The 16,549-nt window shown below is 63.3% G+C and carries 12 protein-coding genes; 4 read left to right on the forward strand and 8 right to left on the reverse strand.

Annotated elements, in window-relative coordinates:
• Positions 1-78: 78 nt before the first annotated feature.
• Positions 79-1,497 (reverse strand): glutamate--tRNA ligase, encoded by a 1,419-nt coding sequence (gene gltX / locus GTW25_RS04775; RefSeq protein WP_252910826.1) that lies wholly within the window; start codon positions 1,495-1,497, stop codon positions 79-81.
• Positions 1,498-1,818: 321 nt separating this feature from the next.
• Here gltX and GTW25_RS04780 point away from each other — a divergent pair, with 321 nt between their 5' ends.
• Positions 1,819-3,975 (forward strand): ComEC/Rec2 family competence protein, encoded by a 2,157-nt coding sequence (locus tag GTW25_RS04780; RefSeq protein WP_252910827.1) that lies wholly within the window; start codon positions 1,819-1,821, stop codon positions 3,973-3,975.
• A 119-nt stretch (positions 3,976-4,094) separates the two neighbouring features.
• Here GTW25_RS04780 and lexA read toward each other — a convergent pair whose 3' ends face one another.
• Positions 4,095-4,802 carry a transcriptional repressor LexA gene (lexA, locus tag GTW25_RS04785; RefSeq protein ID WP_252910828.1) on the reverse strand — a complete coding sequence of 236 codons (708 nt, stop codon included), beginning with the start codon at positions 4,800-4,802 and terminating at the stop codon, positions 4,095-4,097.
• A gap of 74 nt (positions 4,803-4,876) precedes the next feature.
• Between lexA and GTW25_RS04790 the strand changes: the two genes are divergently transcribed.
• Positions 4,877-5,266, forward strand: a complete 390-nt coding sequence (locus tag GTW25_RS04790; protein WP_252910829.1) for a DUF423 domain-containing protein — start codon at positions 4,877-4,879, stop codon at positions 5,264-5,266.
• Here GTW25_RS04790 and recG read toward each other — a convergent pair.
• Positions 5,244-7,352, reverse strand: coding sequence for an ATP-dependent DNA helicase RecG (gene recG, locus GTW25_RS04795; RefSeq protein WP_252910830.1), 2,109 nt, complete (start codon positions 7,350-7,352; stop codon positions 5,244-5,246). The two genes, GTW25_RS04790 and recG, sit on opposite strands and share 23 nt — an antisense overlap.
• A gap of 89 nt (positions 7,353-7,441) precedes the next feature.
• Here recG and GTW25_RS04800 point away from each other — a divergent pair, with 89 nt between their 5' ends.
• Complete coding sequence (locus GTW25_RS04800) at positions 7,442-7,729, forward strand: FAD assembly factor SdhE (protein ID WP_252910831.1); 288 nt, start codon at positions 7,442-7,444, stop codon at positions 7,727-7,729.
• A gap of 8 nt (positions 7,730-7,737) precedes the next feature.
• Positions 7,738-11,235 (forward strand): transcription-repair coupling factor, encoded by a 3,498-nt coding sequence (gene mfd, locus GTW25_RS04805; RefSeq protein WP_252910832.1) that lies wholly within the window; start codon positions 7,738-7,740, stop codon positions 11,233-11,235.
• Positions 11,236-11,576: 341 nt separating this feature from the next.
• On the opposite strand, the gene rpmG is transcribed toward mfd, so the two are convergent.
• The 5 genes from rpmG to rnr all read right to left on the reverse strand — a co-directional run bounded on the left by rpmG (position 11,577) and on the right by rnr (position 16,547).
• Entirely contained in the window at positions 11,577-11,744 is a 168-nt protein-coding gene (rpmG, locus tag GTW25_RS04810) for a 50S ribosomal protein L33 (protein ID WP_252910833.1), read from the reverse strand.
• A 102-nt stretch (positions 11,745-11,846) separates the two neighbouring features.
• Complete coding sequence (locus GTW25_RS04815) at positions 11,847-13,028, reverse strand: MFS transporter (protein ID WP_252910834.1); 1,182 nt, start codon at positions 13,026-13,028, stop codon at positions 11,847-11,849.
• Between the two features lie 7 nt (positions 13,029-13,035).
• Positions 13,036-13,776, reverse strand: coding sequence for an NUDIX hydrolase (locus tag GTW25_RS04820; RefSeq protein ID WP_252910835.1), 741 nt, complete (start codon positions 13,774-13,776; stop codon positions 13,036-13,038).
• 30 nt (positions 13,777-13,806) lie between these two features.
• On the reverse strand, positions 13,807-14,235 hold the full coding sequence (locus GTW25_RS04825; RefSeq protein ID WP_252910836.1) for a DUF983 domain-containing protein: 429 nt from the start codon (positions 14,233-14,235) through the stop codon (positions 13,807-13,809).
• On the reverse strand, positions 14,232-16,547 hold the full coding sequence (gene rnr, locus GTW25_RS04830) for a ribonuclease R (protein WP_290127903.1): 2,316 nt from the start codon (positions 16,545-16,547) through the stop codon (positions 14,232-14,234). Before rnr ends, GTW25_RS04825 begins: the two co-directional genes overlap by 4 nt.
• Positions 16,548-16,549 lie beyond the last annotated feature (2 nt).

Genomic DNA, 16,549 nt, shown 5'->3' on the forward strand with positions numbered 1-16,549 from the left:
GCGCTCTAGCTAGCGCATTTGGTTCGGCGTGCCAAGTTCGCCGACAGTCGTATGCTGCATCGCGGCAAGTCGTGCAAATTAGAGCTGATCCTTCAGCCGCGCGAGACTTTCTTCCCGTCCCAGAACGGCGAGCACATCGAACACACCGGGCGATACCGAACGCCCGGTCAGCGCGGCGCGGAGCGGCTGTGCCGCCTTGCCGAGCTTCAGACCGGCTTCCTCGGCATAGGCTCTTACAGCCGCCTCCGTCGTCTCCGCGCGCCAGTCTTCGACTGCATCGAGTTTCGTCACCACCCCTGCCAGCGCATCGCGGCCGCCATCGGCAAGAATCTGGGCAGCTTTCTCGTCAAGCGCAAGCGGACGCTCGGCAAAAAGGAAGCTCGCGCCGTCCTTCAGCTCGACAAGCGTCTTCGCACGATCCTTCAGCCCCGTCATCGCTGCGAGGAGCTGGCCGCGGCGCGTCGGATCGAGCCTGGCCAGCATTTCGTCGCCGCCCTCCAGATAGGGTAGCGTGGCCTCCAGTTGCGCCAGAAGCTCCACATCGTCGCTCTGGCGCATGTAAACGCCATTCAAAGCCTCGAGCTTGGCGAAGTCGAAACGCGCGGCGCCCTTGTTGACGTCCTCGATCTCGAACCATTCGATCATCTGGTCGAGCGTCATGATTTCGTCGTCGCCATGGCTCCAGCCGAGCCGGACAAGATAGTTGCGCAGGGCGGCAGGCAGGTAGCCCATCTCGCGATAAGCTTCGACGCCCAGCGCACCGTGGCGCTTGGAAAGCTTCGCGCCGTCCGCGCCGTGGATCAGCGGGATATGGCCCATGACCGGCACGTCCCAGCCCATCGCCTCGTAGATGATGGTCTGTCGGGCGGCATTCGTCAGATGGTCGTCGCCGCGAATGATGTGCGTGACGCCCATATCGTGATCGTCGACGACGACGGCGTGCATGTAGGTCGGGTTGCCGTCCGAACGCAGGATGATGAAATCGTCCAGATCCTTATTCGGGAAGCGGACCTCGCCCTGCACCTTGTCCTGAACGATCGTGAAGCCGTCCTGCGGTGCCTTGATGCGCACGACGGGCTTGACGCCTTCGGGTGCCTCGGACGGATCGCGGTCGCGCCAGCGCCCATCATAGCGTGGCGGCCTGCCCTCGGCGCGCGCTTTTTCGCGCATCTCCGTCAACTCGTCCTGCGAGGCGTAACAGTAGTATGCCTTCCCGCGCTTCACGAGTTCCTCGCCGATCTCGCGATGTCGGTCGCCCCGCTCGAACTGCGAAACCGGTTCGCCGTCCCAGTCGAGACCGAGCCATTTCATACCGTCGAGAATCGCCGCCGTCGCCGCGTCCGTCGAACGCTCGCGGTCTGTGTCCTCGATGCGCAAGAGCATCTTACCGCCGGTATGCTTGGCGAAAAGCCAGTTGAAAAGCGCCGTGCGCGCACCGCCGATATGGAGATAGCCGGTGGGCGAAGGTGCGAAGCGGGTGACGACGGGACGGCTCATGGAACTTCCTGGATCTCATACGTGCTCACGTCGAGCGACATGTGGCGTTCTGTTGGCGCTCATGTAGCATAGGCCAGTCGAGGTGCAAGCATCTCACCGGCGGGGGCCATCATGAGGGAGACGACGGAGCGTTCCGGCATCGACGAGCGCCGATTGCTTGCAACCGGCGAAGCCGTTGTGACCGCTGGGGAAATGCGCTCTGGTTCCGTAGGCAAGGCATCGGATTGGCGGCCGCAGCGATGGAGGCCCCGCACTTTCGGCCTGCCTCGGCCCGACATGGGTGTGTTCGCCCGATCGGTCGAACACGAACTCGATCATGGCATGGCTTTTCTGTTCGTGCCGGTGCTTCTCGCGCTTGGGGCACTCATTTATTTCAACTTGCCGTGGGAGCCGGGCTTTTTCACTCTGGCCGCAATCGCGATAGCCTGTGCCGCACTGCTACCGGTCGCCGCCGCCGGCGGAATGGTGCGGGCCGCTTTGGCCGCGTGTCTCCTCACCAGCGCAGGCGTGACGGCCGCCAAGGTGGAAACGCGCCTCGCCGACACCAAAGTGCTCGGCTCGGAGATCACCACGCGGCTGACCGGACGCGTCGTACGCATCGAACATCAGGAAAGCGGCCGGGTACGCCTGACGCTTGATGTCGTGGCGACGGCGCGCCCCGAATTGCGCTACGCACCGGACCGCGTTCGGGTGACGGCGCGCTCCGTGCCAGAAGGACTCCTTCCCGGCGCGGGGGTGGTCGGGATCGCGCGTCTGATGCCGCCCTCCGGTCCGGTGCGGCCGCAAAGCTACGACTTCGCCTTCAAACGCTATTTCGACGGCATCGGCGGCAGCGGTTTCTTCATGAGGGGACCGGAACTCGTTCAGCTATCATCGGCGCCCACGAGAAAGGAGCGACTTGCCGCCTGGATCGAAAAGCAACGGGGCAATGTGGCCGAGCGGATCATGCAACGAATCGGAGGGACGGAGGGCGCGATCGCGGCAGCGCTGATTACCGGTATCCGGACCGGTATTCCGGAGGCCGCTAACGAAGCCATGCGAATTACCGGCCTGTACCACGTCATATCGATTTCGGGTCTGCACATGGCGCTCGTTGGCGGCACGATCATGGTGTCGATCCGGATTGCCGCTGCTTTCTTCCCGGCACTCGCCGTAAGACATCCGGTCAAGAAATACGCGGCTGGTGCCGCTTTGTTCGGTACCGGCTTTTACCTCGTGGTATCGGGCGGAGATATCGCCGCCCAGCGTGCGTTTCTGATGTTGGGCGTCATGCTGATCGCGGTGCTCTTCGATCGAGCGGCACTGACAATGCGCAACCTTGCGATATCGGCGCTGATCATCATCCTTATCTCGCCGCATGAGGTGATCGGTCCGAGCTTTCAGATGTCGTTTGCCGCGACGGCGGCTCTGGTGGCGGCCTATGGTGCATGGAGCGCGCGCAAGCGGGACAGGCTGGCCGACAGGGGCCCTCCGCCGAAGAGCGGCATGTTGCGAAGCGGCTTGTCGCATGCGACCGCGCTTGCCATGACTTCTATCATTGCGGGGCTTGCAACCGCACTGTTCACCGCCTGGCATTTTCAGCAGGTGTCGCCGCTTGGCGTTGTCGCAAACCTTACGGCCATGCCGCTCGTATCCGTCATCGTCATGCCTATGGCGGTTCTTGCGACGGTACTTATGCCGCTTGGCCTTGACGGATTTCCTCTGGACCTCATGGGCTTCGGCATATGGGGAATGAACACGATCGCATTTTGGCTTGCCGAGCGCTCGGCCTTCGACGCGACCGGCGCGATCCCGCTGTCGTCGGTACTGGTGCTGACGATGGCGCTCGTCATTCTCACCATGACGGGAGGTGTTCTTCGGTGGGCGGCGGTGCCATTGGTCATCGCCGGAATCGCGCTGATGATCATGCGCGATCTGCCGGATGTTCTCATTTCAGAGGATGCCCGTCTTGTGGCTGTCGGCACGGCAAGTGGCGGCGTCGCGGTCAACCGCCCGCGCCCGAACGGCTTCACCATCCAGAACTGGTTGCGCGCGTTCGACGTGCCGGACTTCGAACCGCCGAGATCGGCGGCGCACGCGGACGGGGAAAATCCGGTCAATTTCTTCATATGCGATGAAGGTCTTTGCCTTGCCCGTTCAGGCAAAGGCCCCGAAGTCGCCCACGCCGAAACCGTGGACGCGGCCTCGCGCGCCTGCGGAACGGTCAGACTGATCGTGATCGCAGATGCGACCGCAGACGACCCCTGCAATGATCCCGCCATCCTGGTGATCACGGCGCGCGACCTTGCAAAGGGGGGCAGCGCGCAGATCGTCTGGCGGGGCGAGGGGGCGTCGACGACACCCGTCCTGCGCCATGCGATCGCCGAGCCCTATCGTCCATGGCACGATCATCGCCGTTTTTCCCGCGCCGCGCGCGGGATGGGCCCCTATGTCCGGCCCGAGCGGCCGGAAACCGCACCGTCGGAAACGACCGAGTGAGCAATCCCGCCTTTGGGATATCCTGGCCGCACGCCTCAATGGCACCGAATATTCAGCGGACAATGCGGACTGAATAGCCTGTCTCGCGACATCAACCCGGCAGCATCGTCCACACCGTCTCAGTATTTGCGGATCAATCCGACTAGCTTGCCCTGAACCTTGACGCGCTCCGAACCGTAGATCTTGGTCTCATAGGCCGGGTTGGCTGCTTCGAGCGCAATCGAAGCTCCCTTGCGACGGAAGCGCTTCAACGTCGCCTCCTGATCGTCGACGAGGGCGACGACGATTTCACCGGGCGTCGCCGACTGGCCCGAACGTATGATCACCGTATCGCCATCGAGAATACCGGCCTCGATCATCGAATCGCCATGCACGTCAAGCGCGTAGTGCTCTCCGCTTGTCAGCATGTCGGGGGGAACGGTCACGGCGCGCGTGGCGTGCTGGATAGCGTCGATCGGCACGCCCGCGGCGATCCGGCCCATCACCGGAACCTCGATCGGGCCGCGCAATGCCGACGGCGACACAACCTGTCTTTCCGGCTTCTGCACCGGCTTCTCCGACAGGCTGCCCTGGATGACGCTGGGCTGGAAACGTTTTTGTGGTTGCGAGATCGAATCCGGCAGCTTGATCACCTCCAGCGCACGCGCCCTGTTCGGCATCCGTCGCAGGAAACCGCGCTCCTCGAGCGCCGTGATCAATCTGTGGATGCCGGACTTGGAGGCAAGACCCAGCGCTTCCTTCATCTCGTCGAAGGATGGTGGAATGCCGCTTTCCTTCAGCCGCTGATGGATGAAGAGCAGAAGTTCATGTTGCTTGCGCGTCAGCATGGCGGGCCTTAAGAAGGAATCGAAAAACAAAACCAGAACAAACGTACATGTTCCAGTTGTGTTCTGCAACAGGCATGATGAAATTGAAAAATTTCGGGGCGAAAATGGAAAAATCCGAGCGGCTTCTCTTCTTCATCGGGGCGCTTTGCGGCGCGGTAGGCGTCGTGCTGTCCGCGATTGCGGCACACCGGACGGGGGGCGATCTCGGCACCGCCGCGTCGTTCCTGCTCATCCACGCGCCAGCCCTGCTCATCCTGTCCCATCGGCGCTTCGGCAACGTACAGGTCGTCGGCGCGTGGACGATCGTTATCGGCCTCGCGCTGTTTTGCGGTGATCTGGTCGCCCGCGCGTTTCTGGGGATCCGGTTATTTCCGATGGCCGCGCCAGCCGGCGGCGTTTTCCTGATCGGCGGCTGGCTGCTCGTCGCGCTTTCGGCGCTGCTCAGCCGGCGCGGATCAGCCTGATCGCGTCGTCCCGGCTGAAGAGGTACAAAAGCATGCGGATCGCCTTGCCGCGCGGACCGGCAAGGTCCGGGTCGCGGTCGAGGAACAGCCGCGCATCGTCGCGCGCGATTGCCAGAAGGTCGGCGTGATGCTCCAGCCGCGCAAGCTGGAACCCCGGCGTGCCGGACTGGCGCGTGCCGAGGAGTTCGCCTTCACCGCGCAGTTTCAGATCCTCTTCTGCAATTCGGAAGCCGTCTTCCGTGTCGCGCATGACCGACAGACGCTGTTTGGCGATTTCGCCCAACGGCGATTGATAGAGCAGGACGCAGCTCGACGCGGCATCGCCGCGCCCGACCCGTCCGCGCAACTGATGCAATTGGGCAAGGCCGAACCTCTCGGCATGTTCGATGACGATGATCGTGGCATCAGGAACGTCGACGCCGACCTCGATGACGGTCGTGCCGACGAGAATGCGCGTGCGGCCGGACTTGAAGTCCGCCATCGCTTCGTCCTTGGCCGCGCCCGACATGCGCCCGTGGACGAGCCCGACATCGCCACCGAAGATTTCTGTCAGCGCCTTGTGACGGTCGGCGGCCGACATGACGTCCATGCCTTCGGCTTCCTCCACCAACGGGCAGATCCAGTAGATTTTCTGGCCTTCGTTGACCGCGCGACGCATGCGGCCGATCAGGTCGGAAAGCCGTTCGAGCGGCAGCGTCACCGTCTGGATCGGCTGGCGCCCGGCCGGCTTTTCGTCGAGACGCGAGACGTCCATGTCTCCGAACGCCGTCAAAACGAGGGTGCGCGGGATCGGCGTTGCGGTCATGACGAGGATGTCTGCCGCGGCGCCCTTGGCACCGATGGCCAGCCGCTGGTGAACGCCGAAGCGATGCTGCTCATCGATGACGGCCAACGCCAGATCGTGAAAGGCCACCGTCTCCTGAAAGATCGCATGCGTGCCGATGACGATGTCGACGGTGCCATCCGCGATGGCGGCCAACGTATCGGTGCGCTCGCGTCCTTTTTCGCGGCCGGTCAGGATCGCGGCGCGCAACCCAGCTTTCTGCGCCAGCGGCGCGATGGTCGCAAAATGCTGCCGTGCGAGAATCTCGGTCGGCGCCATCAGCGCGGATTGCCCGCCGGCCTCCGCCGCGCGCGCCATCGCCATCAGCGCCACCACCGTCTTGCCCGAGCCGACATCGCCCTGCAGCAGGCGCAGCATGCGGTCCGGCCGCGCCAGATCCCCTTCGATCTCGGCGATCGAGCGTTCCTGTGCATTGGTCAAAGTATAAGGCAGAGCGTTGCGGATAGCGGCACCGCGCGAACCGTCACCCGACAAGGCCCGCCCGGACAATCGGCGCATGCGCATGCGAACCAGCGCAAGGGCGATTTGTCCGGCAAGGAGTTCGTCATAGGCCAGCCGTCGCCATGCCGGTCCCGTCACCTCGCAATCGGCGGCGTTTTCCGGTTTATGGAGTGTAAACAGCGCTTCGTTGAAGCCGGGAAAATCGAGCTTGGCCAGAACCGGACCGTCCTGCCATTCGGGCAGTGCAGGCAGGCGGTCGAGCGCGGAGGCGATCGCCTTGCGCGCCAGCTTGGCCGACAGGCCGGCGGTCATGGGATAGACGGGCTCAATCGACGGCAGGCTGTCGGCATCCGTTCTGGCGACGATGTGGTCGGGATGAACCATCGACGGCCGGCCGTTGAACCATTCAACCTTGCCGCTGACGACGATTTCTTCGCCTACCGGCATCAGTTTTTCGAGCCATTGTCCCTTTGCGTGGAAGAAGGTCAGCGTGATTTCGCCGGTCTCGTCGAAGGCAAACACGCGGTAGGGGATTTGGCCGCGACCGCGCGGCGGTGGCTGGTGCCGATCGACGGTCAGGTCCAGCGTGACGATCGAGCCTTCGCCTGAATGCGCGACGCCCGGCCGCCGCGTGCGGTCGATAATTGCGTAGGGAGGGACGAAGAGAAGGTCTGCCGCGCGCACGTCGCGCCCGGTCGTATCGACGGCGACGATGCGGCGGATCAGGTCCGCCGTCTTCTCGCCTATTCCGGCAAGAGACGTGACGGGTGCGAACAGGGGATCGAGTTCGGTAGGGCGCATGGCGCGACACTATCCATGCCGTTCGCACCTGCAAAGGCTGACATCGCATCCGCCAGACGCTATATGCGCGGTCCAACCGGAATTTCTTCATGTCAGATACCGCTTTCAACCATGATCCGCTCGAAATCCGCAAACGCAAGGCTCGCTTTCGCGCCTGGCATCGCGGCACGCGCGAGGCCGATCTGGTCGTCGGCGGCTTCGCCGACAGGGGCCTGGCCGGGTTATCAGAGATGGAACTCGACCTCTTCGAAGCGCTTCTCGAAGAAGCGGACGCCGACATCGTCAAATGGGTGACGGGCGAACTGCCTTTGCCGGCCCATCAGGACAACGCAATCGTGCGCCGAATGATCGACCAAGCCCGCAGCCTCACCACCTGACACCGGCCATGACCCTTCTCAATCCCATTCATTTGCCCGTAAAAATCTCGGGAGAGCCCGTCATCGTCGACGGGGTGGCCGACGGCTATGAGGCTTTTGCGCTGGGTGCGATCGCCGCCGCACAGGACCGCCCCATCGTCTTCATCGCGCGCGACGGCCAGAAGATTCCCGCGCTGGCGGAGGTGCTTCATTTCGCGATGCCGGGACTGCCGGTGCTCGAACTGCCGGCATGGGATTGCCTTCCCTATGACCGCGTCTCGCCCGGAAGCGACGCCGTGGCGCGCCGTCTCGACGCTATGGCGTCGATCGCCGCGCTTCGCGACAAGCCGCATCGCGCGATCGTGCTCGTCAGCGCGAATGCCGTGCTGCAGAAGATGCCGCCCCTCGATTTCGTGGCGCAGCAGACCTTCGTGGCAAGGCCCGGCAACCGCATCGACATGAAGGACCTCGCGGGGCGGCTCGAAACCAGCGGCTTCGAGCGTGTCGCGACCGTGCGTGATGTCGGCGAATATGCAGTGCGCGGCGGCATTCTCGACCTGCTCGCGCCCGGTGCGGACGAGGCGCTGCGCCTCGATTTCTTCGGCGACACGCTGGAAACGATCCGCGCCTTCGATCCCGTTTCCCAGCGCACGACGGGTCAGCGCAAGGAAATGCGGCTCCAGCCGATGAGCGAAATCGCGCTGACGCCCGAGACGATCAGCCGGTTTCGCCGCAACTATATCGAGCTCTTCGGTGCGCCCTCGCGCGACGATGCGCTCTATGCGTCGATCAGCGAGGGCAAGCGCTTTGCGGGCATGGAGCACTGGCTTCCGCTGTTCTTCGCCACGGTCGAAACGATCTTCGACTATCTGCCGGACGCGCCTGTCGTTTTCGATCATTTGTCGCGCGAGGCGCTGGGTCAACGCCATGCGTTGATCCTCGACCATTACGAATCGCGCAAGCGGCAGTCCGCCGGCAGCATCGGCGAGGCCGTACCCTACAAACCCGTTCCGCCGGAGCGGCTATATCTGTCGGACGAGGACGCGAAGATGGCTGCGGCCGGACGCGCCGTCCTCGAATTCACGCCGTTCGCAGCGCCGGAGATCGAGCGGCGGCGCATCATCCATCTGGGCGCCGAAGCCGGGCGCAGCTTCGCGGAAGAACGCGCCGACCCCTCGATCAACGTCTTCGAACGCGCCGCGCGCTACATTGCGGATATGCGTGCCGCCAGGCGAAAGATCGTGGTCGCAGGCTGGTCGGAGGGGTCTTCGGACCGACTGGCGCAAATTCTTGCTGAGCACGAACTCGAAGGAATCGTCCGCGTCGCGTCGCTGGACGAGGTGGAAAAGCTCGACGCCGGGAAGATCGGCCTCGCCGTCCTGCCGCTCGAAAGCGGTTTCCAGAGCGAAAAACTCGTGGTCGTGGCCGAGCAGGACATTCTCGGCGACCGGCTCGTTCGGCGCTCCAAAAAGCGCAAGAAAGCCTCTGATTTCATTGCCGAAGTGGCGGCGCTGAATGCGGGCGATATCGTGGTTCATGCCGATCACGGTATCGGCCGATTCGTTGGTCTCCAGACGATCACGGCCGCCGGCGCGCCGCATGACTGCCTCGAACTGCGTTATGCGGGCGACGACCGCCTGTTCCTGCCGGTGGAGAATATCGAGCTTCTGTCGCGTTACGGTGCGGAGGGGTCCGAAGCCACGCTCGACAAACTCGGTGGCGGGGCGTGGCAGGCGCGCAAGGCGAAGCTGAAGAAGCGCCTGCTCGACATGGCAGGCCAGCTCATCCGCATCGCGGCCGAACGCACCATGCGGCCCGCGCCGGTCATGATGCCGCCCGAAGGCGTCTATGGCGAGTTCGCTGCCCGTTTTCCCTATGAGGAGACGGACGACCAGCAGAACGCGATCGATGCCGTGCTCGAAGATTTGTCGCGCGGACGGCCGATGGACCGGCTGATCTGCGGCGATGTCGGTTTCGGCAAGACGGAAGTGGCGCTGCGCGCCGCCTTCATAGCGGCGCTCGAAGGCTTTCAGGTAGCGGTCGTGGTGCCGACGACGCTTCTGGCGCGTCAGCATTTCAAGACCTTCTCGCAGCGCTTCGCCGGCCTGCCGGTGAAGGTGCGGCAGGCTTCGCGTCTCGTCGGCGCGAAGGAACTGGCCGAAACGAAGAAGGGGCTTGCGGACGGGACTATCGATATCGTCGTCGGCACGCACGCTCTGCTCGGCTCGGCCGTATCCTTCAAGAGCCTCGGCCTCCTGATCGTCGATGAGGAGCAGCATTTCGGCGTCAAGCATAAGGAGCGCCTCAAGGAGTTGAAGTCGGACGTACACGTCCTGACGCTGTCGGCGACGCCGATCCCTCGCACGCTGCAACTGGCGCTGACGGGCGTGCGCGAGCTTTCCCTGATCACCACCCCGCCGGTCGACCGGATGGCCGTGCGCACCTTCGTATCACCCTTCGACCCGCTCGTGATCCGCGAGACGCTGTTGCGCGAGCGATACCGTGGCGGACAGAGCTTCTACGTCGTGCCGCGCATTTCCGACTTGGCGGAAATCAAGGAGTTCCTGGACAGCCAGGTGCCCGAGCTCAAGGTTGCGACCGCGAACGGCCAGATGCCGGCCGGTGAACTCGACGACATTATGAACGCCTTCTATGACGGGCAATACGACGTTCTCTTGTCGACGACGATCGTCGAATCGGGTCTCGACATCCCGACCGCGAACACGCTGATCGTCCACCGCGCCGACATGTTCGGGCTGGCACAGCTTTATCAGATCCGTGGGCGCGTCGGGCGCTCGAAGTCGCGCGCCTATGCGCTTTTGACGCTTCCGGCGAAGAAGATGCTGACGCAACAGGCGGAACGGCGGCTCAAGGTGCTTCAGTCGCTCGACACGCTCGGCGCGGGGTTCCAGCTCGCCAGCCACGACCTCGACATTCGCGGCGCGGGCAATTTGCTCGGCGACCAGCAGTCCGGCCATATCAAAGAGGTCGGGTTCGAGCTTTATCAGCAAATGCTGGAAGAGGCCGTATCCGAGGTTCAGGGCGTGGCCGAAGCGGATTCGGGCGACTGGTCGCCGCAAATCGCGGTCGGAACCGCCGTGATGATCCCGGAAAGCTACGTTCCGGACCTGCAATTGCGCATGGCGCTTTACCGACGTCTCGGCGAACTCGACACGCCTCAGGAAATCGACGGCTTCGGTGCGGAACTGATCGACCGCTTTGGTCCGCTGCCGCAGGAGGTCGAGCATCTGATGAAGATCGTCTTCATCAAGGGCCTGTGCAAGCGCGCCAATGTCGAGAAGCTGGACGCGGGACCGAAGGGCGTCGTCATTCAGTTCCGCAACAAGAGCTTCCCCGAGCCAACCGGTCTCGTGCGTTACATCGGCGAGCAGGGTGCATCGGCGAAGATCCGGCCCGACCAGTCGATCGTGCTGGTGCGCGACTGGCCGACGCCGGCCAAGCGTCTCCAAGGCGCAGCCATCGTCATGACCCAACTGGCGAAGATCGCGGCGCAAGCCGCGCATTAAAACAAGTCAAGACGATGCGCGCCATCTATCTGAACTGGCCTGGCGCGCATTTACCTTAATTTAGGTTAGTCGTTTTTGGGGTTAATAATTTATTGATTTTGGATTGGCCGTGCGCGACTGTGAAGCGAACGGGGGCGAAACGATATGTGCGCGCCCTCTTGGCTACCCCATGATGCTCAGGTCCGCCGCATCTCCTGGGTCCGTGGGGTCGGTCGGTCGACGCCGGCGATTCAGTGGCTCCTCGTACCACTTGCCGGTGTCGACCGGCCTCTTTTACCGAACCGTTGAAACGCAAAACGCCGCCCGAAGGCGGCGCTTGCACAAGATCGGAAGCCAAACGCTTACTTGATCTTCGTTTCCTTGAACTCGACGTGCTTGCGCACGACCGGGTCGTACTTACGCTTCACCATCTTGTCCGTCATCGTGCGGCTGTTCTTGGTCGTCACGTAGAAGGTGCCGGTATCGGCAGTCGACAGAAGCTTGATCTTGATGGTCGTAGCTTTGGCCATTTTCGTCGTCCGTTTTTTAAAATGAGGTGTACCGCATACGAACGGGAGCCGGGCCCGGCGGCGGAAAACTTGGCGCGAGACATATCCGATACCGCCTGATTGTCAACCCCGACCGGGGCGTGATCCGAGCCGCATGAAGCCAAGCGCGAGATAACCGGCGAAAAAGACCATGATTGCGTAGGCGAAACCGTTCGGACCGAAAAGATCCATGCCGATGCCGATCGCCTGCGGACCGGCCAGCATTCCGATGCCGTAGCACAACACGAAGGCCGCATTGGCGGATGCAAGATCCCGGCCCGACAATCGGGAGCCCAGATGCGCGAGCCCGACCGTATAGAGACCGGCGACCACGCCGCCCCACAAAAACAGGACGCCAGCCGTCAGATACCAGTCATGGGTGACGAAGGGCAGGGCGATTATGCCCACCATGCCGATCGCGGCGCAGGCGATCAGCAGATGCCGACGATCGCCGATCCGGTCGCTCAGCAGACCGAGCGGTATCTGCATCATGACATTGCCGAGCCCGACGGCCGTCAGGAGCAGGGCGGCGTCGGCCTCCGAATAGCCGATGCGCGTGCCATAAACGGGGAAAAGGGCAAAGCCGCCCGTCTCGACCGCGCCGAAGACGAGAACGGCGCCCGTCGCCATCGGGACGAGCCAGATATAGCCGATGAAGCGCGTTCCGGTCGGCTGCGCGTCGATTCGCGGGCTTTCTTTCAGCGCGGCCAATACGGGTATGGCGGCCAGCATGACGATGACGAAGGTGATGCCGAAGGGCAGGAATCCCTGGCTGCCGACCTGCGAGAAAAGCCAGGGACCGAACGCGAATCCGAGCGACAGAACGGTCGCATAGATCCCCAGGATGAAGCCGCGTTTTGCGGGCGGAGCGGATGTCGCGATCCAGAATTCGGACAGGATGAAGATGATTGTGATCGCAAAATGCAGGATCGCGCGAAGCGGGAACCACATCCAGAATTCGGAGACAAAATAGAAGCCGACGAACGCGCCCGCGCCCGCAACGATCATCGCCAGCATCGTCCAGACCACGCCGAAACGCGCGGCCAGCGGCGTGGCGCAGGGTGCGGCCGCGATCGAGGCCAGCCCGGCGACGGCCGTGTTCAGGCCGATCATCGTCGCCGAATGCCCTCGGCTTTCGAGAATCACGCTGAGCAGAGGCACGCCGAGCCCGATCGCGATGCCGACGACGCTGATCGAGGCGATCGCGGCCGATACCGACAACCAGCGGATCGTCTCGTCGCCAGAACCGGGCAGGGCGGTATGCATGAGGGCCTTAGAGAATGTCGCGCTGAAAGCGGTTGTTGCGCAGATAGTAGAACGGCACCTCGCCGCCGGGCTTCAGCTCCGGGTCGGTCAGGAGGCGCGTTTCCAAATCACCGAGAATCGTGCGGGTGATTGTCGGGATATCGGCTTCCTTCGCATCGCTGATCGGCAACCAGACGAGTTCCTCCAATTCGTGCGTCGGGCCTCCGTCTTCGAGTTCGAGGGCGACCTCGTCTTTCCACACTGAAAGGAAACGCGTATCGAACCGGCGCACCCGGCCGGGCGGGGTGATCGCGCGCGCAACGAAACGCAATCCCGAAAGAGCGGGCTGGATGCCATGCTCGGCAAACCCGAGCCAGTCGGATTTCTTCGTCGTGAACGGTCCGCGCCGGCCGATCAGAAGACCGGCTTCCTCATAGGTTTCGCGGATCGCGGAGAGCGCGATGGCGCGCGCGCGCGCAGCGCTTGCGCGGCTACCCGTGCCGATCAGCTTGATTTCTTCGGCGGGATCGAGCGGCGAGACCACGTCAATGCGGCTGTCGCTTGGATCGGTGCGCCCGCCGGGAAACACGAACTTGCCCGGCATGAACGCATGCTTACGGCTGCGCCGTCCCATCAGGACGCGCACATCGCCGCCCTGCCGGTCGAGCAGGATCAAGGTTGCGGCATCGCGTGGCCGCTTGGGGCCGGAGCCCAGCGCAAAATCCTTGTTTTCCGCCCTGTCGATCTCGCCGCGCGTCCAGCCTTCCAAAGCTGCCTCCCCTTTAGTTCCGCACGAACTCTAGAGCTCGGGATGCGATTCCAGTACGTCCTTTTCGCCGCCAAAACCATGCATGCGCAAGGCCCATTGCAGGCCGATGACGGCGCCTTTCACAGGCTGGAGAAGCGCGACGGACGCGATGATGGTCAGCGGAATCCAGATAGCCAGATGCTGCCATATTCCGAGGCCGCTGGTCATTTCCACACCCATGAAGCCCGCCACGACGACATGGCCGACGATCATGATGACCAGATAGGCCGGAAGATCATCGGCGCGATGATGGTGGAATTCCTCTGCGCAGACCGAGCAGGACGGCACGGATTTGAGAAACGCGCCGAACAGCTTTCCCTCTCCGCAATTGGGACAGCGGCACAGAAACCCGCGCCACATGGAGCGCAAGAGGGGCCTGTCGGTATGTGCGGCGACGCCGCCGTACTGAATCTCGCTCATCGTCTCTTCCTGCTCGATCCGCGCCCACCATTGCGCGGTTGTTGTGCGCGGCGCCGCCCCTTGGTCTTGTGCAGCGAACTGCGCGAACCGGATATCGGCGTCGGATCGCTCATCATCTCGAAGCGCAGGCTGCCTGCCATCGGCGCGATCTCCACGAGCTTCACCTCGACCGTGTCCGCGAGCCTGTAACCCTTGCGGGTCCGGTCGCCGACGAGCGCGTGCCCGGCTTCATCGTAGATATAGTAATCATCGCCGAGCGTTGACACCGGCACGAACCCGTCTGCGCCAAATTGCGGCAGTTGGACGAACAGTCCCGCCTTGACGACGCCGGATATGCGTCCAGTGAAGGTTTCTTCCAGCCGCGTTGCGAGATGCCCGGCGATCAGCCGGTCCACCGTGTCGCGCTCGGCCGCCATTGCGCGTCGCTCGGTCGCCGAGATCAGCGCCGAGATTTCCTCCAGCCGCTCTTCCTCACCCTTTGTCATGCCGTCCTTGCCCAGCCCCAGCGCTGAAATCAGCGCGCGATGCACGATGAGGTCGGCATAGCGGCGGATGGGCGAGGTGAAATGCGCGTAGCGACGCAGATTGAGCCCGAAATGGCCGGCATTTTCCTTGGAATAGATCGCTTGGCTCTGGCTGCGCAGAACGACCTCGTTGACGAGTTCATTGTGTTCGCTGCCCTCGACGGCTTTCAGAATGCCGTTGAACTGCGATGGGCGCAGATTGGCCCCGCGCGCCAGCGACAGACCGACCGTTGCCAGAAACTCACGCAGCGATTCCTGCTTGGCCATCGACGGCTCGTCATGCGACCGGTAGATCAACGGCTGCCGTTTCGCCTCGAGCGTTTCGGCGGCGGCGACATTCGCCTGGATCATGAACTCTTCGATGAGCTTGTGCGCGTCGAGCCGGTCCGGCACCACGACGCGGTCCACCGTGCCGTCTTCCTTCAGGACGATCTTGCGTTCCGGCAAATCGAGTTCGAGGGGCTGGCGCGAATCGCGACCGCGTTTGAGTGCACGGTAACCGTCCCAGAGCGGCTTGAGGACGTCATCCAGAAACGGCGCCGCCTTGTCGTCCGGCGCACCGTCGATCGCCGCCTGCGCCTGTTGGTAGGACAGCTTGACGTGGCTGCGCATCATCACGCGGTGGAAGGTGTGGCGGATCTTTTTTCCTTCGGCGCTGAAAATCATGCGCACGGCAAGCGCAGGGCGATCCTCTCCCTCACGCAGCGAGCACAGATCGTTCGAGATGCGTTCGGGCAGCATCGGGACGACCCGATCCGGGAAATAAACCGAATTGCCGCGTTTCAGCGCTTCGCGGTCGAGTTCGGAGCCAGGGCGCACATAGGCCGCGACGTCGGCGATCGCGACCGTCGCGACCACACCGCCGGGGTTGCTCTCGTCATCGTCGGGCGCGGCATGGACGGCATCGTCGTGGTCCTTGGCATCCGGCGGATCGATGGTGATCAACGGCAGGTCGCGCCAGTCTTCGCGCCCGTCGAGCGTCGCTTGCCGGCAGGCTTCCGATTCGGCGATGACGGCGTCGGGAAAGACATGCGGAATGTCGTGGCTGTGAATGGCGATCATCGAGACCGCCTTTTCGCTGGTCAGCGAACCGACGACCTCGACGATCTTGCCTTTGGGCAGGCCATAGCGCGCGTGGCGCAGCGGCGCGACCTCGACCAGGTCGCCGGGCTTCGCCCCGTTCAGATCGTCCTCGTCGATGATCAGTTCCGGTTGCCGCCGCTCGACGGGCTCCATACGAAATCCACCGTCAGGCAGGTGGCGCAGAACGCCGAGCACCGCATCGCGCTGTTTGTCGAATATCTTGACGACGCGCCCGATATAAGTCGGCCCGCCCTTGTCCTCGTTCGGAAACGTCTTGGCGAGAACGCGATCGCCGATACCCGGTGTCGGTCCCTTGCCTTGGCGCTGGGTGCGGATGGCCACCATGGGCGATGCGCCCAGATGCGCGGGCCATTCGGCCGGCCGGGCGATCAAAAGCCCATCCGCATCGCGGCTGATGACGTCGAGCACGACCATGTGCGGCAGGTCGCCCGGACGCTTGAGCTTTTTGTCCTTCTTCTCCAGAAGCCCCTCGTTCTGAAGCTCTCGCAGCATGTCCTTCAACCATGTGCGGTCGTCACCTTTCAGGCGAAACGCCTTGGCGATCTCGCGCTTTCCGGCGGCATCCGGATTCTCGGAAATGAAGGTGAGTATCTGTTCGCGGCTTGGCCGAAAATCTCCGGACGCGGCCGAGTCCGGCCTGTTGGCGGGGCTCGCCGGCTTTCGCCCGGAAATTTTTCGCGCCAAAT

It is taken from the genome of Aliihoeflea aestuarii (assembly GCF_024105665.1).
Taxonomy (GTDB): Bacteria; Pseudomonadota; Alphaproteobacteria; order Rhizobiales; family Rhizobiaceae; genus Aliihoeflea; species Aliihoeflea aestuarii.